Source organism: Lichenicoccus roseus, assembly GCF_005844085.1.
In the GTDB taxonomy this organism is placed as follows: Bacteria; Pseudomonadota; Alphaproteobacteria; order Acetobacterales; family Acetobacteraceae; genus Lichenicoccus; species Lichenicoccus roseus.
Genome location: NZ_VCDI01000003.1, coordinates 470615 through 492437 on the forward strand (window position 1 = coordinate 470615; position 21823 = coordinate 492437).

The 21823-nt window shown below is 68.3% G+C and carries 18 protein-coding genes; 12 read left to right on the forward strand and 6 right to left on the reverse strand.

Going from position 1 to position 21823, the window contains the following annotated elements; all coding sequences use genetic code 11:
- Positions 1–38: 38 nt before the first annotated feature.
- The 4 genes from FE263_RS22080 (at position 39) to FE263_RS11450 (ending at position 4757) form a co-directional block, all read left to right on the forward strand.
- Positions 39–215 carry a hypothetical protein gene (locus tag FE263_RS22080; protein WP_171034054.1) on the forward strand — a complete coding sequence of 59 codons (177 nt, stop codon included), beginning with the start codon at positions 39–41 and terminating at the stop codon, positions 213–215.
- Positions 216–339: 124 nt separating this feature from the next.
- Positions 340–930, forward strand: a complete 591-nt coding sequence (locus FE263_RS11440; protein ID WP_138326107.1) for a nitroreductase family protein — start codon at positions 340–342, stop codon at positions 928–930.
- A gap of 33 nt (positions 931–963) precedes the next feature.
- The gene (locus FE263_RS11445) at positions 964–2577 is read left to right on the forward strand and encodes an OPT/YSL family transporter (protein ID WP_138326108.1); all 1614 of its coding nucleotides are present in this window, start codon (positions 964–966) and stop codon (positions 2575–2577) included.
- Positions 2574–4757 (forward strand): S9 family peptidase, encoded by a 2184-nt coding sequence (locus tag FE263_RS11450; protein WP_240759388.1) that lies wholly within the window; start codon positions 2574–2576, stop codon positions 4755–4757. Before FE263_RS11445 ends, FE263_RS11450 begins: the two co-directional genes overlap by 4 nt.
- A 39-nt stretch (positions 4758–4796) precedes the next feature.
- Here FE263_RS11450 and FE263_RS11455 read toward each other — a convergent pair whose 3' ends face one another.
- Positions 4797–4997, reverse strand: coding sequence for a DUF987 domain-containing protein (locus FE263_RS11455; protein WP_138326109.1), 201 nt, complete (start codon positions 4995–4997; stop codon positions 4797–4799).
- A 221-nt stretch (positions 4998–5218) separates the two neighbouring features.
- The gene (ispD, locus tag FE263_RS11460; RefSeq protein ID WP_138326110.1) at positions 5219–6391 is read right to left on the reverse strand and encodes a 2-C-methyl-D-erythritol 4-phosphate cytidylyltransferase; all 1173 of its coding nucleotides are present in this window, start codon (positions 6389–6391) and stop codon (positions 5219–5221) included.
- A 285-nt stretch (positions 6392–6676) separates the two neighbouring features.
- Between ispD and dusB the strand changes: the two genes are divergently transcribed.
- From dusB to FE263_RS11500, 8 genes are all read left to right on the forward strand, one after another.
- On the forward strand, positions 6677–7726 hold the full coding sequence (gene dusB, locus FE263_RS11465) for a tRNA dihydrouridine synthase DusB (RefSeq protein WP_138326330.1): 1050 nt from the start codon (positions 6677–6679) through the stop codon (positions 7724–7726).
- Positions 7727–7833: 107 nt separating this feature from the next.
- Positions 7834–8916: a two-component system sensor histidine kinase NtrB gene (locus FE263_RS11470; RefSeq protein WP_138326331.1), complete on the forward strand. Its 1083-nt coding sequence runs from the start codon at positions 7834–7836 to the stop codon at positions 8914–8916.
- A 134-nt stretch (positions 8917–9050) separates the two neighbouring features.
- On the forward strand, positions 9051–10499 hold the full coding sequence (gene ntrC / locus FE263_RS11475) for a nitrogen regulation protein NR(I) (RefSeq protein ID WP_138326111.1): 1449 nt from the start codon (positions 9051–9053) through the stop codon (positions 10497–10499).
- Between the two features lie 252 nt (positions 10500–10751).
- On the forward strand, positions 10752–13007 hold the full coding sequence (locus FE263_RS11480; RefSeq protein WP_240759473.1) for a sensor histidine kinase NtrY-like: 2256 nt from the start codon (positions 10752–10754) through the stop codon (positions 13005–13007).
- Positions 12997–14415, forward strand: coding sequence for a nitrogen assimilation response regulator NtrX (gene ntrX, locus FE263_RS11485; protein ID WP_138326113.1), 1419 nt, complete (start codon positions 12997–12999; stop codon positions 14413–14415). The genes FE263_RS11480 and ntrX overlap by 11 nt, the downstream gene beginning before the upstream one ends.
- 139 nt (positions 14416–14554) lie before the next feature.
- Entirely contained in the window at positions 14555–14866 is a 312-nt protein-coding gene (hfq, locus tag FE263_RS11490; RefSeq protein WP_138326114.1) for an RNA chaperone Hfq, read from the forward strand.
- 43 nt (positions 14867–14909) lie between these two features.
- A complete protein-coding gene (hflX, locus tag FE263_RS11495; protein WP_138326332.1) occupies positions 14910–16199 on the forward strand; it encodes a GTPase HflX in 1290 nt (429 codons plus the stop codon).
- A gap of 72 nt (positions 16200–16271) precedes the next feature.
- Positions 16272–17096 (forward strand): inositol monophosphatase family protein, encoded by an 825-nt coding sequence (locus FE263_RS11500; protein WP_138326115.1) that lies wholly within the window; start codon positions 16272–16274, stop codon positions 17094–17096.
- A 15-nt stretch (positions 17097–17111) separates the two neighbouring features.
- On the opposite strand, the gene mazG is transcribed toward FE263_RS11500, so the two are convergent.
- The 4 genes from mazG to FE263_RS11520 all read right to left on the reverse strand — a co-directional run bounded on the left by mazG (position 17112) and on the right by FE263_RS11520 (position 21796).
- Positions 17112–17900, reverse strand: coding sequence for a nucleoside triphosphate pyrophosphohydrolase (gene mazG, locus FE263_RS11505; RefSeq protein WP_138326116.1), 789 nt, complete (start codon positions 17898–17900; stop codon positions 17112–17114).
- Between the two features lie 71 nt (positions 17901–17971).
- Positions 17972–18880 (reverse strand): phosphatase PAP2 family protein, encoded by a 909-nt coding sequence (locus FE263_RS11510; RefSeq protein ID WP_138326117.1) that lies wholly within the window; start codon positions 18878–18880, stop codon positions 17972–17974.
- A gap of 52 nt (positions 18881–18932) precedes the next feature.
- On the reverse strand, positions 18933–20507 hold the full coding sequence (locus FE263_RS11515) for a SpoVR family protein (RefSeq protein WP_138326118.1): 1575 nt from the start codon (positions 20505–20507) through the stop codon (positions 18933–18935).
- Positions 20504–21796: a YeaH/YhbH family protein gene (locus FE263_RS11520; protein WP_138326119.1), complete on the reverse strand. Its 1293-nt coding sequence runs from the start codon at positions 21794–21796 to the stop codon at positions 20504–20506. Before FE263_RS11520 ends, FE263_RS11515 begins: the two co-directional genes overlap by 4 nt.
- Positions 21797–21823: the final 27 nt, after the last annotated feature.

Genomic DNA, 21823 nt, shown 5'->3' on the forward strand with positions numbered 1-21823 from the left:
TCTGCTAACCATCCGCCGGCGACATCGGGAGTTCGCGAATGGACGACATGCTGCAGACTTTGACGGTCGACGACGGTCACAAGGACTTTGCGGAAAACCGCGGAAGACGTCGCCTGGGGCAATCGATGGCGCGCTTCGCGACATTCTGCGCCATGATGTCGTGGGTCGTCATCGGCGTCGTACCGGTCGCTGTTGCCATCTACGCCCTGACCTGATTTCTCAAGCCTCGGACCTCCAAGGCCCAGGCCCCGGACCGGGTTCCGGGTAGGCGTCCGGGCTAAGCCTTGCGCGGAAATCGACGCTTCGCCATCCTGCGGTGCCGAGTCGCAGGAGTATCCGATGCCGGAACGCGTTGCCGATTATCCGATCGAACCGGTGTTTCTCGAGCGCTGGTCACCGCGTGCGTTCACCGGCGAGGCGATGTCGGAAGTCGAGCTGTTCACCCTGTTCGAGGCAGCCCGCTGGGCGCCGTCGGCGTACAACTCGCAACCGTGGCGCTTCATCTACGCACGGCGCGACACCCCGAACTGGCAGAAGTTTCTCGATATCCTGGTGGAGTTCAACCGCTCCTGGGCTCAGCATGCGGCGGCCCTGGTGTTCCTGGTTTCGAAATCGACCATGCTGCCGCCGGGCAAGGATCGCGAGGTGCCGTCGCACAGCCATTCCTTCGATGCCGGGGCGGCGTGGGGCGCTCTGGGACTGCAGGCGGTGAAGTCCGGCTGGGCGACGCATGGCATGGTCGGGCTGGATTTCGAGAAGGCGTTCGCGGATCTCGAACTGGTCGAAGGCTGGCGCGTGGAAGCGGCGATCGCCATCGGTCGCCAGGGCGACAAGTCGACTTTGCCGGAAGGCTTGCAGGCCCGTGAGACGCCAAGCCCGCGCCTGACGCTCAAGGTGACTGCCATGGAAGGCAAGTTCCGTCCTGAGTAGCCTGGACCGCATGGCCGGATCGGCCTGACCGGGATGGATGGGATCAGCCGGCGGCGAGACGGCGAGGCCGCGCATGTAGCCGGAGAGGCGCATCCGCGGTTCTTCTCGATCGGCAACCTGCTGCTGATCACGCCGCTCTGCGTGCTGGGCTCGGTGATCGGCATGCAGGTGCTGATCAGGCTCGGCGTCACCACCAACACCGCGCTGATCGGGGCGCTGGCCGGGATGGCGCTCGGCCGGATCGGCCTGCCGGGTTTCAGGTTCTATCGCAACATCCACGTCCAGAACCTGGCGCAGAGCGCGATCTCGGCCAGCACGTTCGGTGCCGCCAACAGCCTGCTGCTGCCGATCGGGGTGCCGTTCGCACTCGGCCGCGGCGATCTCGTGCTGCCGATGTTCGTGGGCGCTGCATGCGCGATGCTGCTGGACGCCACGCTGCTGTACTGGATGTTCGGCTCGCGGGTGTTTCCGGCCGAGGGCGCCTGGCCACCGGGCGTCGCGGCGGCAGGTGCAATCCAGGCTGGCGACGAGGGCGGCCGGAAGGCCCGCGTGCTTGGCATCGGGCTCGGGCTCGGCATTGCCGGCAGCCTGGCGGGTATCCCGATGTCGGCGTTCGGCGTGGCCTTCATCGCCAACGCGTGGGCGCTGCTGATGTTCGGGATCGGCCTGCTGCTGCGCGGCTATTTCCACCTGATCGGGCCGCTGCTGCACCTGCCGGATATCGGCAAGACGCATGTGCCGCAGGGCCTGATGCTTGGCGCCGGGTTGATGGCGTTGCTGCAGGTGCTGTGGACGCTGTTCGCCGGGCGGCACGAGAAGGACGCGGCGGAGGATGGCCGCGCCGAGGCGCCGCTGCAGCGTGCGCTCGGCATCGGGGCCTGCGGGTATGTGCTGATCGCCATGCTGATCGCGGGGCTGGGCGGCCTTGCAAGCAGCATGAGCCTGTGGGCGCTCCTCGGGTTCGTCGTCTACGCGGCATTCGCGGCTCTGCTGCATGAACTCATCATCGGTCTGGCGGCGATGCATTCTGGCTGGTTCCCGGCCTTCGCGGTGGCGGTGGTGACGCTGGCAGTCGGCGTGCTGATCGGCTTTCCGGCACCGGCCCTGGCGCTGCTGGTCGGGTTCTCCGCCTCGACGGGGCCCGCGTTCGCCGACATGGGCTGCGACCTCAAGGCGGGCTTCCTGCTGCGCGGCGAGGGGCGCGACGCCGCGTTCGAGCTCGACGGCAGGCGGCAGCAATATTTCGCGGCGATGTATGCCTTCATCATCGCCGGTATCGTCGTGCTGCTGAGCTACCATCATTATTTTGCGCACAATCAGGTGGCGCCGGTCGACCATGTGTTCGTTGCCGCGATCCGGGCCGGACGCAGTGGCGACATCGCCCGCGAGCTGGCGCTGTGGGCGATACCGGGTGCGCTGTTGCAGGCGATCGGCGGCTCGCGGCGGCAGATGGGCGTGATGTTCGCCACCGGCATGTTGCTGGTCTCGCCGCTGGCCGGTTGGGCGGTGCTGGCGGGGCTGCTGTGCCGGGCGGCGTGGATGCGATGGAAGGGCGAGGCGGGACGTGGCGACATGCAGATATTTGCGGCAGGTTCGATTGCCGGCGATGCGTTGTTCAGTTTCGGCCGATCGGTGCTGAAGCTTTGAGATATCCGACCCCTGGCGCCCTGCTGCTGCTGGCGCTGGTTTCAGCGGCTCCGGCGATGGCCTCCGATTGCTTCGAACCGCTGGCGCGCACGCGCAACTACGCGCTTGGGCTGCCCGTGCATGCGCTGCCGCTTCCGAACGGCCGGCATGTGCTGTATCTGCGCAGCGGTCCGCAGGATACCAGGCAGCATCTGTACGAGTACGATGTGGCGCAGCGCGGCGAGCGCGAGCTGGCGGCGCCGCAAGCAACGCCGGAGCATCTGAGCGTCGAGGAGAAGGCGCGTCGCGAACGTGCGCGCGTGACGGTCAGCGGCATCACGGATTTCGCGGTCTCCGACGATGGCGCGACAATCCTGGTCGGCGAGGGAGACAAGCTATCCTCGGTCGCATTGCCGCAGGGGACGGTGACGCCGGTCGCCGGGACTGGCTGGATCGCGCCACGGCTGTCGCCGGACGGGCGGTTCGTCGCCGTGGTGCGCGATCACGACCTGCATGTGGTGACGCTCGCGGGCGGCGCGGAGGTGCAGGTGACGCGGGGTGGCTCGGAGACCCTGTCGCATGGCCTGGCGGAGTTCGCGGCGGCGGAGGAGCTCGATCGCGCGGATGGCGTCTGGTGGTCGCCGGACAGCCAGAGGCTGATCTTCGAGGAAGCCGATACCGGCGCGGTGGAGAAACATTTCATCGCCGATCCACTGCATCCGTCGCAGCCGCCGGTCGAATTCCGTTATCCCCGCGCCGGAACCACGAATGCGCGCCTCCGCTTCGGGCTGGTCGGACGCGGCGGTGGTGCGATCACCTGGATCGCGCTCGACCGGCAGGCCTGGCCATACGTGGCACGGGTGATCTGGGCGAAGCATGCCCCGCCGACGCTGGTCGTGCTCAACCGCGAGCAGACACGCGAGGCGGTGCTGGCGGTGGATCCGGCTACCGGCGAGACCCGCACCCTGCTGACCGAGACCGATCCGGCCTGGATCGACCTCGCACCGATGGATGGCGTTGCCGGTCGCGCGCTGCCGGACTGGCTGCCGGACGGCTCCGGCTTTTTGTGGGCCGCGTCGCGCGGTACACGATGGCAACTCGAGCTGCGTCGGGCAGATGGCACGCTTGACCATGCGGTAACGCCGGCAGGGTTTCCGTTCCTGTCGCTCGACGACGTCGATGCGGCGCACGGCAGCGTGGTGGTGACGGCCGATCCCGACCGGCTGTCGCTCGGGCTGTTCCGGGTGGCGCTCGCAGGTGGTGCGCCGACGCCGCTCGCAGCGGAACCTGGACTGCACAATCCATCGTTCTCGCCGCAGCGCCACGACCTGTTTGCCGACAGCCTAAACGGCGCCGATGGGCACGCCGGCACGATGCTGCGAGCGGCCGATGGCAGCGTGATTGCGACATTGCCGAGCGAGGCGGCCACCCCCCCGAAACTGCCCACGGTGCAGTATCTGCAGGCAGGCGCACAGGGTCTGGATGCTTCGGTGCTGCGTCCCGCGGGTTTCGTGCGCGGCCGGAAATATCCGGTGGTGCTGTCCGTCTATGCCGGGCCGACGGTCAAGGTGGTGCAGCGCGCGCCCCGCCTGGAGCTGGAGAACCAGTGCCTCGCCGATCACGGCTTCATCGTCGTCAGCGTGGACGGGCGCGGCACCCCCGGACGCGATCACGATTTCGAGCATGCCACCAGGGGAGACCTGATCGACCTGCCGTTGCAGGACCAGGTGAGCGGCCTGCAGGCGCTGGGGCGGCGGGTCCCGGAGATGGACATGCGCCGCGTCGGCGTCGAGGGCTGGTCCTTCGGCGGTTATTTCACCGCGATGGCCACCATACGGCGGCCGGATATCTTCGCCGCCGGTGTCGCCGGTGCGCCGGTGGTGGATTTCGCCGACTACGACACCGCCTATACCGAGCGCTATCTCGGCACGCCGCAGGACGATCCCGTCGGCTACTCGAAGAGCAGCGTGCTGACCTATGCCGCAAGCCTGTCGCGGCCGCTGCTGATCATGCACGGCCTGACCGACGACAACGTGTATTTCGAGAACACCATGAAGTTGACGCAGGCGCTGATCGCGGCCGGCAAGCCGTATCGACTGCTGCTGCTGCCGGGCACGCATCTGCTACCCGATCCGGTGCTGCGCGCACGCGTCAACGAGGCGCGCGCCGCGTTCCTGGCGGAGCGGCTGCGGGGGCGGTGAGGGCGGCCGGACCCGCCGGCTTGCGGAAACCGCGCCCCGTCAGCGAAGCTGCCGCAACGCTGCACCGGTGAAGTCGCAGGCCATCCCGTGCCACTGGTAGCAGCCGCGGGTTTCGTCTTCCTGCCGGTTCGACGGCAGGTCGCCGCTCCGGCTGAAGCTGACGGTGCATCCCGGGTCGACGAAGCCGGATGCATTGCGCGACGCCGGGTGGATAAGCGTCAGGCTCGACGGGGTCAGCACGACGAACCCCGATATCGAGCCGCCGCAGCGGGTGGCGCCGACATCGAGTTTGCCGACGGTCCTGCCGCAGGCCAGGGTTGAGGAATGTCCGGCCGGGCGCGCCTGATGGCGGTGTCGGCACCGGTGCTCGAGCATGGCGGCGACGAGGAGAAGTGGTCACCGGCCTGGTGGTGACCGAGATCGGGCACCAGGTCGATCGTCTGGTCCAGGCCTCGGCGCCGTTAAGGCACCAGCACGGTGGCGCTGGCCTGGCAGGCGATGCCCTCGCCGCGGCCGGTGAAGCCGAGGCGCTCGGTGGTGGTGGCCTTGACCGAGATGCGGCCGATCTCGACGCGAAGCAGTTCCGCGAGCCGCGCCCGCATGGCCTCGGAGTGCGGGCCGATCTTTGGCCGCTCGCAGATCAGCGTGACGTCGGCATTCACCAGGATGCCGCCGCGGGCGGCGATGCGCTCGCCGGCATGGACCAGGAAGCGGGCGCTGTCGGCATCCTTCCAGGTGGCCTCGCTCGGCGGGAAATGCCGCCCGATATCGCCCTCGGCGAGCGCCCCGTAGATCGCATCGCAAAGCGCATGCAGCCCGACATCGGCGTCGGAGTGGCCGGCGAGACCGCGCTCGAACGGCACCGCGATGCCGCACAGCATCAGCGGGCGGGGCTCGCCATCGGCCGGCACGAAGGCATGGACGTCGAAACCGGTGCCGGTGCGCGGCAGCAGGACCGGACCGATCAGCCGCTCGAGACGCATCAGGTCCTCCTCGTAGGTCAGCTTGATGTTGTCGTCGGATCCGGCCACCAGGGCGACCGGGATCCCGGCGTGCTCGAGCAGGGCGGCGTCGTCGGTAGCCTCGATGCCGGCGTGCGGGCCTGCTGCATGGGCGCGATGCAGGTCACGCAGGGTGGCGAAGTCGAAGCCCTGCGGGGTCTGGGCGCGGAACAGCCCGGCGCGCGGCACCGTGGCCTCGATCAGCCCTCCCGCGCCGCGCTTGAGGGTGTCGGCGACCGGCACGGCGGGGATTGCGCCGCGATGCGCAGACAACGCCTCGATCACCCGGCGGACCAGCGACGCGGGCACGTACGGCCGTGCGCCGTCATGCACCAGCACGAGGTCGCAGCGCTGGTGATCCGGCAACCGGTCCAGCGCCTCGAGGCCGAGCCGGACGCTCTGCTGCCGGGTGGCGCCGCCGGCGACCGGCGGCTGGAGCCTCTCGAGATCCTGCAGTGCCGGGGCGATCAGGCCGGCATCGCCGACTGGCTGCAGCAGGTCGACATGCGGCAGCAGCGCCTCGGCGGCATGGCGCAGCACGGGACGCGATCCGAGCGGCTGGAACTGCTTTGCGAGACCGGTGCCGAAACGGCTGCCGGTGCCCGCGGCCATCAGGAGGGCGGCGATACGCATGGCGCGGAGCAATGGGATGGCGGGGGGCCGGCGTCAAGCCACGGGAGCGCAACGAAGATGCATGGGCCCTGCGTTGAAGAACCCGCCGCGCCGCTGTCTTGGAAAAGACGCATCGGATCGACGCTGCGCTGCAACAAAGCCCAACAATCCGGCACTGGGTGATTGCACCGGCGCTGCCGGCTACGTATTCTGCCCAAATCGTAATCAGTTCTCGATTGAGAGATGGGTCGCATTTAAGAGATGGACGTCGGTATCGTTACGGTCGGGCAGGATGCGGGGGGATCGATGGGCGGGCGCTTGCGTCCGATCGACCTGGGCGGCGCCGTCATCCAGGAGCCGGTCATCCTGGCGCCGATGTCGGGTGTGACCGACCTGCCGTTCAGGACGCTGGCGAGACGGCTTGGGGCCGGGCTGGTGGTTTCCGAGATGATCGCCTCCTGGGCGATGGTCCGCGAGAACGCCGCGACCCTGCGGATGGCGGAGATCGTCGGCGGGGACGCCACGAGAAACCCGAATGCGGTGCAGCTGGCAGGGTGCGAGCCGGACGCGATGGCGCAGGCGGCGCGCATTGCGGTGGATCGCGGTGCCGATCTGGTCGACATCAATTTCGGCTGCCCGGTGAAGAAGGTGGCGGTCGGCCAGATGGCCGGCTCTGCGCTGATGCGCGACGAGGCGCTGGCGGCGACGCTGCTGGAGGCGGTGGTGCGCGCCGTTCCGGTGCCGGTCACGCTGAAGATGCGCATGGGCTGGGACCATCAGAGCCTGAATGCGCCGCGGCTGGCGGCAATCGCCGAGGCCAGCGGCATACGCATGGTGACCGTGCATGGCCGCACGCGCCAGCAATTCTATACCGGCAGCGCCGACTGGTCGTTCGTGCGCCAGGTCAAGCAGGCAACGCGGCTGCCGGTGATCGTGAACGGCGACATCGTCAGCATCGAGGCGGCCGAGCAGGCGCTGGCGCTCTCCGGCGCCGACGGCGTGATGCTGGGGCGCGCCTGCTACGGACGGCCCTGGTTTCCGGCCCAGGTGGCGGCCTGGCTGATGCGTGGCGAACGGATCCCGGGCCCCACGCTGGAAGGCGAGCTGGACATCGCGCTGGCGCACTACGACGCCATGCTGGCGCATTTCGGGGCGCAGGCCGGGCTCCGGCTCGCCCGCAAGCACGTGTCCTGGTACTCGGCCGGCCTGCGCGGGTCGGCGACGTTCCGGGCCGCGTTCAATCGTATCGACGACGCGTCGACGGCGATCGCGGCGATCAAGGGCTTCTACGAGACCTGCATCGAGGCGGGCATCCAACGCGGTGCGCGCGACAACGTCATGAGGGAGGCAGCATGAAGGTCGCGACCCTGAGCCCGAAGGCGATCCGCCTCAAGCTGCTGCCGACGACGCGGGCGGATGTGCCGGCTGTTCCCGAGACGAGCGCCCAGCCGGACCATGCCGCCATGATGGAGAGCCTGCCGGTTCCGGTGGTGCTGCTCGATCCGCGCGACCGCATCCAGTACGCCAACAGCGGCGCGGAGAGCTTCCTCGGGCTGTCGCTGTCGCAGTTGCGCAGCCTCGGGCTGGCCGAGATCCTGCCGCCGGACCATCCGGTCTTCATGCTGATCGCGCAGGTCCGCCGGCACGGTCTCACCGTCGTCGAGCACGAGCTGGTGCTGGAGGGGCCACGGCTGCTGCGGCGCACCGGGATTACCGTGCATGGCACGCTGCTGCCGGAACAGCCGGGCGCGGTGATGCTTACCCTGCACGATGCGTCGGCGGCGCGCGCGCTCGATCGGCAGCTCACCTTCCGCAATGCGGCGCGCAGCGTGTCGGGGATGGCGGCGATCCTGGCGCATGAGGTGAAGAACCCGCTGTCCGGCATTCGCGGCGCCGCGCAGTTGCTGGAGGCGACGGTCGCCGAGGAGGATCGCGAGCTCGCCGTGCTGATACGTGACGAGGCCGACCGCATCCGTGACCTCGTCGAGCGCATGGAGATGTTCAACGAGAAGCCGATCGAGCGGCGGCCGATCAACATCCACCGGGTGCTGGAGCATGTCAGGATGCTGGCCCAGAGCGGGTTCGCGGCCCACATACGCTTCGTCGAGAACTACGATCCGTCGCTGCCCCCGGTGTACGGCAATCGCGACCAGCTCGTGCAGGTGCTGCTCAACCTGGTCAAGAACGCCGCCGAGGCAGTCTCCGGCGAGGGAGGCGACGAGACGGGATGGGCCGCCCCGGAGATCACGCTGTGCACCGCCTACCGGCACAGCGTCCGGCTGGCGGTGCCGGGTTCCGAGCAGCGCGTCCATCTGCCGCTGATGGTCATGGTGCGCGACAACGGTCCTGGCGTTCCGGACAGCATACGACCGCATCTGTTCGAGCCGTTCCTGACCACCAAGACCTCCGGCAGTGGCCTCGGTCTTGCACTCGCCGCCAAGATCGTCGGTGACCATGGCGGCTCGATCCAGATCGAGAGCCGTCCTGGCCGCACCGATGTCCTGCTGCACCTGCCGGTGCTGACGGACGATTCCGACACCCCCTGATCGGCGGCCACCTGGCGGCGGCTGGTGACGGGAGGCCGGGGACTGGAGGCGTATGGCCGGTGGCCGCGTCTGCATGACCCCGGCCTTCACCCGATCCCGCCCGGCATGATCCGAGAAGGCGACCGAGAGAGCGAATGACGCTGCCCACCGTGCTGGTCGCCGATGACGACCGTTCGATCCGTACCGTGCTGACCCAGGCACTCGGACGATCCGGCTACCAGGTCCGCACCACCGCGAATGCCGCGACGCTGTGGCGCTGGGTCGAGGAAGGCGAGGGCGACCTGGTGATCACCGACGTGGTGATGCCGGACGAGAACGGCCTCGACCTGATCCCGCGCATCAAGCGGCTCCGGCCTGACCTGCGCATCGTGGTGATGAGCGCACAGTCGACGCTGATGACGGCGGTGAAGGCGACCCAGCGCGGCGCCTTCGAGTATCTGCCGAAGCCGTTCGATCTCAAGGAGCTGCTGTCGGTGGTGGCCCGCGCGCTGGCGACGCCGTTGCCGGCAGCGGCGCCCGCGGCCCCGGGCGACCCGGAGGAGCGCCTGCCGCTGCTCGGCCGCTCGATGGCGATGCAGGACATCTACCGGGTGATCGCGCGCCTCACCACCGCCGACCTCACGGTGATGGTGAACGGCGAAAGCGGCACCGGCAAGGAGCTGGTGGCGCGTGCGCTGCATGATTACGGGCGGCGGCGCAACGGGCCGTTCGTTGCGATCAACATGGCGGCGATCCCGCGCGAGCTGATCGAGAGCGAATTGTTCGGCCACGAGCGTGGCGCCTTCACCGGGGCCACCAACCGCAACCAGGGCCGCTTCGAGCAGGCCAGCGGCGGCACGCTGTTCCTGGACGAGATCGGCGACATGCCGCCAGAGGCGCAGACCCGGCTGTTGCGGGTGCTGCAGGAGGGCGAGTTCACCACCGTCGGCGGCCGTGCGCCGGTGAAGGCGAATGTGCGCATCGTGGCGGCGACGCACCGTGACCTGCGGCAGTCGATCCGCTCCGGCACCTTCCGCGAGGACCTGTTCTACCGTCTCAACGTGGTGCCGATCCGGCTGCCGCCGTTGCGCGAGCGCAGCGAGGACATCCCGATCCTGGCGCGGCATTTCCTGGAGAAGGTGCACCAGAGCGGCCTGCCCTCGAAGACGCTCTCCGAGGAGGCGATGCAGCGGCTGCAGGCGCATCGCTGGCCCGGCAACGTGCGCGAGCTCGAGAACCTGATGCGACGGCTGGCGGCGCTGTATCCGCAGGAGACCATCAGCGCCGAGGTGATCGGGGTGGAGCTTGCCGAGAACAGCGGTGCGGCCGAGGCGGCGCCGGCGTCCCATGTCGAGCAGGAGCCGCTGGCGCAGGCGGTGGAGCGTCATATCCGGCAGTTCCTGGCCGCCAGCCGCGACGGCATGCCGATGCGCGACATCTACGACCGGGTGATCGCCGAGGTGGAGCGGCCGCTGATCCAGATGACGCTGGCCTCCACCAAGGGCAACCAGATCAAGGCCGCCGCCATGCTCGGCCTGAACCGGAATACGCTGCGCAAGAAGATCCGCGACCTGGAGATCCCGGTGGTGCGTGGAATCGGCTAGTCCGGCAGGCGGTTGACTTGGTAGGAAAGCGGTTGAGCTTCGTTTCCGCCGGAACTTTGCCGATTGGAACCGTGTCGATGGGCGGCCTGTACTGAAAGCCTTATCTTGCGAACCCACTGGCCCGGGGAGGGCCCGCGGCGCCCTGCCACATGATAGGCAGTCGGGAGGGCTATGACGGTCAGCCTGCCTGACGGCCTGCGGCGCGAGTTCGGGCGTTTTCCCAGGCTGCCGAGGCGCCTGCGTGAGCTGCTGATGAGCCGGATCGGCACCTTCGTGCTCGCCGCCATCGCGCTGGCTCTCGGCATCGCCACCTTCTCCGAGCTGTCCGGCGGCATGATCCTGGCGCGACGGCCGAAGATCGAGATCGCGCTGTTCGGTCTCAACCTGGTGGTGCTGCTGCTGCTGGCCGGCGCGCTGTTCACGCGCCTGGCCGGCGTGCTCGGCGAACGCAGGCGCGGTCTCGCCGGGTCCCGGCTGCACGTGCGCCTGGTGCTGCTGTTCGGGGTCGTGGCTGTGGTGCCGACCACGCTGGTGGCGGTGTTCGCGGCGGCCTTCTTCCATCTTGGCATCCAGCTCTGGTTCAGCGACCGGGTGCGGGTGGCGCTCGACGAGGCGCTGCAGGCGTCTACCGGTTATCTCGCCGAACACAACAGCAACATCCGCATCGATGCGCTCAAGATGGCCGGCGACGTGACGCAGAACGGAGCGATCTTCTACCTTGATCCGCACGATCTGAGCCAGTTCCTGTCCGAACAGATGTACCTGCGCGGCCTGACCGAGGCGGTGATCTTCGATCCCTCGAACAACCAGATCCTGGCCTCCAACAGCGTGCTGGGCCTGGGCGTGGCGCTGCCGCCGCCGGCCGCGGTGCTGCTGGCGCGATCCGGCGATGTCGCAATCCAGGATAGCCCGGACGGCCGCTCGGTCACCGCTGTGGTCGATCTCAGCCTGAGCGACGCGCGCTACAAGACCATGCTGGCGATCACCCGGCCGGTCGATCCGGTGATCCTGGAGCACATGCGCAAGACCCAGCGGGTGGTCGCCGAGTACAACCGGCTCGACCATAACCGCTCCTGGGTGCAGTTCACCTTCGTGATGATCTTTGCCCTGGTGGCATTGCTGGTGCTGGCCTCCGCGGTGCTGATCGGGCTGGTGCTGGCGAACCAGATCGCCCGGCCGGTGGGCCTGCTGATCCTGGCGGCCGAGCGGGTGCGGGAGGGTGATCTCGGGGTGCGGGTGCCGGAGGCGGGACGCGAGGACGAGCTGTCCGGGCTGTCGCGGGCGTTCAACCGGATGACCGACCAGCTGGCCTCGCAGCGTGGCGAGCTGATGGTGGCCTACAGCCAGATCAACGAGCGGCGGCGCTTCACCGAGGCGGTGCTCTCCGGCGTGTCGGCGGGAGTGATCGGGCTCGATGCCGAGCAGCGCGTCGAGCTGCCGAACCGCGCCGCCGGGACGCTGCTCGGCTTCGACCTGATGGAGGCGGTCGGACGGCCGCTGGCCGATCTGGTGCCCGAGTTCAAGCCGCTGCTGGCACAGGCGCGGCAGAGCCCGGCACGCCCGCAGACCGCCGAGCTGCAGACCGCGGAAGTGCAGAGCGGGCGGCGTACCCTGCTGGTGCGGATCGGGCCGGAGATGAAGGGCGCGGTGACCGAGGGCTATGTGGTGACCTTCGACGACATCACCGAGCTGCAGTCGGCGCAGCGCAAGGCGGCCTGGGCGGACGTCGCGCGACGCATCGCGCACGAGATCAAGAACCCGCTGACCCCGATCCAGCTCTCGGCCGAGCGCCTGAAGCGCCGCTTCCTGCGCGAGATCACCTCCGATCCGGAGACGTTCAGCCAGTGTGCCGACACCATCGTGCGTCATGTCGGGGACATCGGTCGCATGGTGGACGAGTTCTCGGCGTTCGCGCGCATGCCGCAGCCGCTGATCAAGCCGGAGGATCTGTCGCGCATCGTGCGCGAGGCGCTGATCCTGCAGCGCAGCGCGCACCCCGACATCGTGTTCGAGACCGACCTGCCGGATCGTGGACCGATCGTCGCCTGCGACCGCAGGCTGCTTGGCCAGGCGATGACCAACCTGCTGCAGAATGCGGCGGACGGGATCGCGATGCTGCCGGCAGCGGCGCGCGCGGTCGCCGATGGTCCTGCCACCGTGACGGAGGGAGCAGCCGCAGCCCAGGGGGCGGTTGGCGGTCCGGGCGAGCCGGCGCCGGACGCGGTGCGCGGCAGGATATGGATCGCGCTGAAGCCCGACGGCCGGGAGGTGTCGATTTCCATCGCCGATGATGGTGTCGGCCTGCCGCAGCAGGAACGCCAGCGGCTGATGGAGCCTTATGTGACGCACAAGCCGAAAGGCACCGGTCTGGGGCTTGCCATAGTCAAGAAGATCATGGAGGACCACGGCGGATCCGTGACCCTGGACGACCGGCCCGGCGGTAGAGGAGCGATAGCGGTCTTGAATTTGCCTGCAACACGTGCCGAAGGCGTCGCCCATGGCGAATGAAATCCTCATCGTCGACGACGAGCCGGATATCCGCCTGCTGATCGAGGGGCTGCTGCGCGACGAGGGCTACGAGACGCGGCTTGCGGCGGACTCTGATAGCGCTATCGCGGCCTTCCGGGCACGCAGGCCGTCGCTGGTGATCCTGGATGTCTGGCTGCAGGGTTCGCGGCTGGACGGTCTCGGCATCCTGAAGGCGATGCAGGGCGAGGAGCCGGACGTGCCCACGGTGATGATCTCCGGGCACGGCACCATCGAGACGGCGGTGGCAGCCCTGCAGCATGGCGCCTACGATTTCATCGAGAAGCCGTTCCAGACCGACCGGCTGCTGCTGGTGGTGCGGCGCGCCCTCGAGGCGGCGCGGCTGGCACGCGAGAATGCCGAGCTGCGGCTGCGTGCCGGACCCGACACCATGCTGCGCGGCGAAAGCCAGCTGATGACCGCGGTCAGGGCGCAGGTCGAGCGGGTGGCGCCGACCGGCTCGCGCGTGCTGATCTCCGGGGCCGCCGGGGCCGGCAAGGAGGTGGCGGCGCGCATGATCCACGCACGCTCACGCCGCGCCGACGGGCCGTTCATCGCACTCAACTGCGCGACCCTGGCGCCCGGGCGATTCGAGGAGGAGTTGTTCGGGCTGGAGAGCAATGCCGAGGCGGTGGGCGGCGGCCAGAGCGTGGGGCAGGGCTTCGGGCGGCGTACCGGCGTGCTGGAGCGGGCGCACGGCGGCACCCTGCTGCTCGACGAAGTAGCCGATATGCCGATCGAGACGCAGGGCAAGATCGTGCGGGCTCTGCAGGACCAGACGTTCGAGCGGATCGGTGGCTCGACGCGGGTGAAGGTGGACGTCCGGGTGCTGGCGACCACCAATCGCGACCTCCAGGCGGAGATCGCGGCGGGACGCTTCCGCGAGGATCTCTACTACCGTCTGGCGGTGGTGCCGCTTCGTATCCCCAGCCTGCGCGAGCGCCGCGACGACATCCCGGAACTTGCACGCATGTTCCTGGGCCGCTCGGCGGAGAATGCCGGACTGCCGGCGCGCGAGCTGTCGGCGGACGCGATGGCCGCGCTGCAGAGCTACGACTGGCCGGGCAACGCGCGCGAGCTGCGCAACACCATGGACTGGCTGCTGATCATGGCGCCGGGCAGCAGCAACGAGCCGATCCGCGCCGAGATGCTGCCGCCCTCGATCGGCCAGGGCGCACCCGCCCTGCTCAAGTTCGACCCGGCGGCCGATGTGATGGGGCTGCCGTTGCGCGAGGCACGCGACCTGTTCGAGACCCAGTACCTGCAGGCGCAGCTGCTCCGCTTCGGCGGCAACATCAGCCGGACGGCGGGGTTCGTGGGCATGGAGCGCAGCGCGCTGCATCGCAAGCTGAAGCAGCTCGGCGTCAACTCGGACGATCGGGGCGCCTGACCGGACGGTCACATGGCTTGCCGTGCGTGAGCCTGCTGTTACTTTGCAGCTGGTGATGCCGGGCCGGTCGGCCCGGTGATCCGTTCGCAAGAACGGGCAGCCGGAATGGCTGCCTCAACAAGAAGATAAAGGCTCGGTCGTGGCAAAAGACCCATCTCAGAACGTTCAGGACGTGTTCCTGAACCATGTCCGGCGATCAAAGACGCCGGTCACCATCTTCCTGGTCAACGGCGTCAAGCTGCAGGGCATCATAACCTGGTTCGATAACTTCTCCGTGCTGCTGCGGCGTGACGGTCATACCCAGCTGGTCTACAAGCACGCGATCAGCACGGTGATGCCGTCGGCGCCGATCGCGCTGTTCGACCAGAGCAAGGCCGAAGCCGCTGCGCCCGCGGTCGCCGGAGCCGCTACCGGGACCAGGGAGGGTGCACCGGCCGGTGACATCTTCTGAGGCTGCCCGCCGTCCGACGCTTGCCGCCGTCATCCTGCCCTGGATGCGGCTCGAGGCACGCGAGGACGGCAGGCGGGACGATGTAAGGGCGGCGGAGGCCAGGCTGGAGGAGGCGGTTGGACTGGCCGCCTCCATCGGGCTGGTGGTGGTGCGGCAGGCCGTGCTGCCCCTGCGGGCCCGCCAGCCTGCCACGCTGCTCGGCAGCGGGCAGGTTGCGGCGCTGCATGACCAGCTGGTGACGGACCATGTCACCGTCGCGATCATCGATGCCCGCCTGACGCCGGTGCAACAGCGCAACCTGGAGCGTGCGCTGGACTGCAAGGTGATCGACCGCACCGGCCTGATCCTGGACATCTTCGGCGAGCGGGCGGCGACCCGCGAAGGCACGCTGCAGGTCGAGCTGGCGCATCTCGAGTACCAGCGCAGCCGGCTGGTGCGGTCCTGGACCCATCTGGAGCGGCAGCGCGGCGGCTTCGGCTTCCTGGGTGGGCCCGGCGAGACCCAGATCGAGGCCGACCGGCGGCTGATCACCGACCGCATCGTACGGCTCAAGCGCGACCTGGAGCAGGTGCGCCGGACACGCGGGCTGCATCGCGAGGCGAGGCGGCGGGTGCCGTTCCCGGTGGTGGCGCTGGTCGGCTACACCAATGCCGGCAAGTCGACGTTGTTCAATGCGCTCACCGGAGCCACGGTGCATGCCGAGGACCAGCTGTTCGCGACGCTGGACCCGACCATGCGAGGGCTGCGGCTGCCGTCCGGGCGGCGGGTCATCCTGTCGGATACGGTGGGGTTCATCAGCGAGCTGCCGACCGAGCTGGTGGCGGCGTTCCGCGCCACGCTGGAGGAGGTCTCGGAAGCCGACATCATCCTGCATGTGCGCGACGTGGCCCACCCCGACAGCATGGCGCAGCGGCAGGACGTCATCGCGGTGCTGGAGGGCCTGGCGCAGGACGACACGCTGCCTTCGAACTGGCCGGACTTCTCGGTCGAGGTGCTGAACAAGGCGGATCTGCTGGGCGGCATCGGCAACGTGCCGCATCGTGAGGCGGCGGTGGTGATCTCGGCGGTCACCGGAGCGGGACTCGATGCGCTGCAGGCGGAGATCGACCGCCGCCTGATCGGGGCGATGCGCTTCGCCGCCTACGATATCGCGGTCAGCGACGGCGCAGCGCTGGCCTGGCTGTATGCGCATGGCGAGGTGCTGTCGCGCGAGGATGGCGAGGAACGCGTGTCGATCGAGGTGCGGCTGCTGCCGGCCGACCTCGCGAGATTCGAGGACCAGAATCGAGCCGTGATCCGCGATCGGGCGACACACGATGAAGCTGCGACCTGACGCGGCTCCGGCGCGTTCAGGAACCAGCGGGAAGCGGCGGCGGATGGCCGAGCGACAAGGGCGGGCGAGGATATGTTTTCAGTCAAGGAGACGGCGGAACTGACGCAGCTGCTACGGGCGGCGGCGCGTGCCGAGATCCTGCCGCGGTTCCGCAACCTCGAGGACGGCGCGATACGCAGCAAGTCCGGGCCGCTCGACCTGGTGACGGTCGCCGACGAGGCCGCCGAGGCGCTGATCACCTCCGGCCTGACGCGGCTGTTTCCCGGTGCGGTGGTGATCGGCGAGGAGGCCTGTGCCAGCGACGAGACGGTGCTCGGGCGCCTGGCGCAGGCGGAGCTGGCTATCGTGGTCGATCCGATCGACGGCACTTCGAACTATGCCGCCGGGGTGCCGCTGTTCGGGGTGATGGCGGCGGTGGTTAGTGGGGGCGAGGTGGTCGCCTCGGTGATCCACGACCCGATCACCGACCATAGCGCGGTGGCGGTGCGTGGCGAGGGCGCCTGGAGCGAGGCAGCCGACGGGTCACGCCAGCAGCTGCGGGTCGCCAGCGTGGTGGCGCCCGGCAACATGACCGGCAACGCGTCCTGGCGCTACCTGCCGATGGCGGTGCGCGACCGGGTGGCGCGCAACCTGACCAAGGTGGCAGCCAGCTGGGACTATCGCTGCGCGGCGCACGAGTACCGGGTCCTGGCCTCCGGACATTGCCACTTCCTGATCTTCAACCGGCTGATGCCGTGGGATCATCTGCCCGGCTGGCTGCTGCACCAGGAAGCCGGTGGCTACAGCGCGCATTTCGACGGCTCGCCGTATCGGCCGACCGACCTCGATGGCGGGCTGCTCTATGCGCCGGACCGGGCCAGCTGGCAGGCGCTGCACGATACGCTGTTCGGGGAATAGTGGCCGGCGATCAGGTCAGGGGTTCTTTCGGGACTTGATGGCTCGCCAGAGCTCTTCCATCGCCTCCAGGTCGAGATCGGCGAATGAGTTTCCTGCAGCTTCAGCAATTTGCTCCATCGCTTCGAAGCGGCGAGTGAACTTCTCGTTGGCCTGACGCAGGCAGGCTTCCGGATCGATGCCGAGCTTGCGCGCCAAGTTGGCGACTGTGAACAGGACGTCGCCGAGTTCATCCGCGATGCGGGCGGGATCGGCGTTGCGGTCCGGCCGGGGCAGTTCGGCACGCAGCTCGGCGATTTCCTCGTCGAGCTTGTCGAGGATGCGCGGGGCGTCGGGCCAATCGAAGCCGACCCTGGCGGCGCGGGCGCTGAGCTTGCCGGCGCGGGCCAGGGCAGGGAGTGTCACGGCGACTCCGGCCAGGGCGCCATCGACCTTGCGATGGCGACGCTCCGCAGCCTTGCTGGCTTCCCAGAAGCCGGGCGCCACCGTCTCGTCACCGAACACATGCGGATGGCGGCGCACCATCTTGTCCGCGATGGTCCGCGCCACGTCGGCATAGTCGAACAGGCCGCGTTCCTCGGCGAGCCGGGAATGGTAGACGACCTGCAGCAGCAGGTCGCCGAGCTCGTCCGGGAGTGCCTCGAGATCGTCGCGCGCGATGGCATCGGCGACCTCGCAGGCTTCCTCGATGGTGTAGGGCGCGATGCTGGCGAAGTCCTGCTCGCGGTCCCACGGACAGCCGGTGACCGGGTCGCGCAGGGCCGCCATGATGTCCAGCAGCCGGCGGGTCTGGTCTTGTTCGCTCATGCGTCCTGAACGCCGCGATAGCGCCGGAATGTCAACTGGCACCGCCGCATCGGCATGTCGTATAATGAATATTATGCCAACTCGACATCAGGCAGCAGGCGCCGGACGATGAGCCAGGCGATGGCGGCAACCACGATCCCGCCGAGTATGTCGGTCAGGTAGTGGCCGCCGATCGGCGCGATGGATACCAGCATCAGCAGGTTGAGGCAGCCGATCAGCGGGAACGACCAGCGTATGCCACGATGCGCTGCCGCCAGCAGCACCGCCAACGTCGCGTGGAACGACGGGAACGAGATGATGCCCTGCATCGCACCGAGATCGTAGGAGTGCTGGCTTGCGCGACGAAGCCTCAGCAAGGCGTCGAGATACGGAAAGTCGGCCGCGCGGCCCGACGCGACGCACGGACCCAGCGCCGGGAGCCAGGTGAACAGCGCGGTGGTGATGCACAAGCCGGCGACGATCGACAGCAGCAGGCCGGCATTGCGGCGACGATCACGCAGCAGCGCAAACAGGATGATCGACCCGACGATCTGCGCCATCAGACTGTCGTAGGCGATCTCCAGCACGATCTTGAACAGCGGCCGGTCCTGCACGAAGCGCACCCAGTCGAGCCACTGGAAGCCGAGCCAGGCATCGGCTTGGGTGAAGCCGGCATCGCTCAGCGGTTCGGCCAGGGCGGCGCCCAGGTAGGTCAGGATGGCCCCGAAGGCGGTGAACAGGATCCAGAGGCCGGTATAGAGCGCCATCTCCGCGATCGGAGCGTTGCGGCGCGCGGTGCAGTAGACAAGGCGAAGCACCAGGGCCAGCCCGACGGCGCCCAGGATCCTGGGCCAGCCGGTGAACGCAAGCCCTGCCCGCTGGCACCAAAGCCAGTCGATGATGCCGAGGCAGCCGACCAGGCCGATCGCGAGCCTGTCGCCCGGCGTGATCCAGGTCCGGGCACCGGCCGGCCGCACGGCAATCTGCAGGGTGGATTCCATTGCGTATGGAAAACAAACACGCCTGCCGGGTGTCAACCCCAACTGTTGCTGGTCAGACCCGGAGCGGCGCCGCGGTGTGGGTCGCGAGCACGGTGTCGGTCTGCGGGTCGAGCTCGATCAGCTTGACCTCGTAGCCCCACAACTCGGCGAGATGGCGCAGCGAGGCGCGGGCATCCTGCTCGGCCAGGAGATGGCCCGCGCGGGTGCGATGCTCCAGCCGCAGACAGCGATCGCCCGACAGGTCGAGATCGACGATCTCGATGTCGGCATAGAAGTGGCTCGGGTCGTAGCTGCGCGCAAGCGCCCGGCGGATTTCGCGGTAGCCAGCCTCGTCATGGATGTCGTCGACCAGCAGATACGGCTTGGAGACGTCGTCGAGCAGCCGGAACATGCGGAACCGGCGCATCACCGCAGGCGACAGGAACTGCAGGATGAAGCTCTCGTCGCGATATTCCGACCAGGCGTGCTTCAGCGTGCCGACGGCGTCATTGTTGCCGGCGATGTCGGGGAACCAGCGCCGGTCCTCGTCGGTGGGATCGGTGCAGACCCTGGCGATGTCGCTCATCATCGCGTAGCCGAGTGCGTACGGGTTGAAGCTGCCACCGCCGCCCTGGTCGAAGCCGGGCTGGGTGATGACGTTGGTGGTGGAGTGGATCACCTCGAGATAGGCGGCATCGTCGATGCGGCCCTGCTCGTGCAGGCGGGACATGATCTCGGAATGCACCCAGGTGGCGCACCCCTCGTTCATCATCTTGGCCTGCGGCTGCGGATAGAAATACTGTGCGATCAGCCGGACGATACGGATCACCTCCCTCTCCCACGGCGCCAGCTTCGGCGCGTTCTTTTCGAGGAAGTAGAGCAGGTTCTCCTCGGGCAGGCCGAGCCGGCGGCGACGCTCGCTCTGGGTGTCGGAAGCGGCGACCGTCTTGCCGTTCGGCAGCGTACGCCAGAGATCGTTGAAGCTGCGCTCCTCATGCTCGCGACGCTCGCGGTCGCGCTGCTGCTCGGCCTTCAGGTCGATCAGCTTGGCCCCGGAATGACGGTGGACGCCCTGGTTCTGCAACGCGTGCGCGGCGTCGAGGATGCGCTCGACGGCGCGCATGCCGTGGCGTTCCTCGCAGCGCGCGATATAGGACCGGGCGAATTCGAGATAGTCGAGAATTCCGGACGGATCGGTCCATTCCCGGAAGATGCGGTTGTTGCGGAAGAAATGGTTATGCCCGAACGCTGCATGGGCAATCACCAGTGCCTGCATGGTGGCGCTGTTCTCCTCCATCAGATAGCTGATGCAGGGACTTGAGTTGATCACCACCTCGTAGGCGAGGCCCATCAGGCCACGGCGGTAGGCGTTCTCGTGGCCAACGAAGCGCTTGCCGAAAGACCAGTGCTTATAGATCAGCGGCATGCCGTGCGAGGTGTAGACGTCGAGCATCTGCTCGGCGGTGATCACCTCGATGCGGTTGGGATAGATCTCGAGCTTGAGTTCCTCGGCAGCGATGCGCTCGATGGCGTCATAGCTGTTGCGGAGCGTATCGAAGCTCCAGTCTGCACCCTGGTAGAGCAAGCCGCCGCCTGCCTCGGAGCGCCGCCCGCCGCCGGCGATCGGCAGACCGGGAATGTGGTTCATGGCGATGCCTCCGCGCGTCGGGCGAACAGGTCGCGGAACACCGGAAAGATGTCCCGCTTCTCCGCGACCTGTCGCATGACCAGCTGATCCATGCTCTCCGCCACGCGCTTGTAGCCGCGCCACAGATCGGTCTCGCCGCGGATGATGGCGCCGGACCCGACGATCTCGATATAGGCGTAGTACTGCACGATCGGCAGGATGGTCTCCTGCAGCAGCAGGCAGGATTTCGGCGTGTCGGATGCGGAATTGTCGCCGTCGGACGCCTGCGCCACGTAGATGTTCCAGCCGGACACCGGATAGCGCGCCTTCTGGATCTTGATCATCTCGTGCAGCGCGGACGAGACGATGGTGCCGCCGGTGCGCGGATCGGTGAAGAACTTCTCCTCGTCGACCTCCTCGGCGGCTTCGGCGTGGCGGATGAACACCACGTCGACCTGCTTGTGCCGACGCTCGAGGAACACGTGCAGCAGCAGGAAGAACTGCTTGGCGAGGTCCTTCATGCGCTCGGTCATCGAGCCGGAGACATCCATCAGGCAGAACATCACCGCGCGCGCCGACGGCTTCGGGGTCTGGGTGAAGCGGCGATAGCGCAGGTCGACCGGGTCGACCCAGGGGATGCGGTTCAAGCGGCGCAGCGCCAGCGCCAGTTCCGCCCGCAGCGCCGTTAGTTCCTCGCCACCCGGCGCCTCGTCCTCGAGGAGCGCGATGCGAGCCTCGAGCTCGCGCACGGTCTCCGTCTTCGGACGGCGCAGGCCGATCCGCCGCGCCATCGAGTAGCGCATGGTCCGGCCGAGATCGAGTTGCGAAGGCGAGCCTTCGCTGGCGAGGCCCGCACGGGTGCTCGCCATCGTCTCGGTCGTGGTGATCTCGCGCTTGACAAGATCCGGCAGTTCGAGATCGTCGAAGAACAGATCGAGGAACTCGTCGCGGGTCAATACGAAGCGGAAGCTGTCCTCGCCGCCGCCGCTCTCGCCTGCCTCCCCTGCCCCGCCGCCACCGCCACCCTTGCCGCCGGGCGGGCGCTGGATGCGGTCGCCGCGCGAGAACACCTTGTTGCCGGACAGCACGATGTCGCGCGAGCCGCCGGTGAAGACGCGCTGGAAGCTCGGTTCGTGCAGCGCATCCGACGGGATCGAGATCGCGCTTCCCTGGGCGACCTCGCGCAACTTGCCGGATGCCACGGCATCGCGTGCGGCACGCTGCACCGCATCACGCGCCTTGTTCAGAACCCGCTGACGGTTCTCGAGGTTCTTGCCGTGCGGGTTTGGCCGACGATCAATGATATCCACTTTTCAGCGAGTTCCCGACCTTACCCA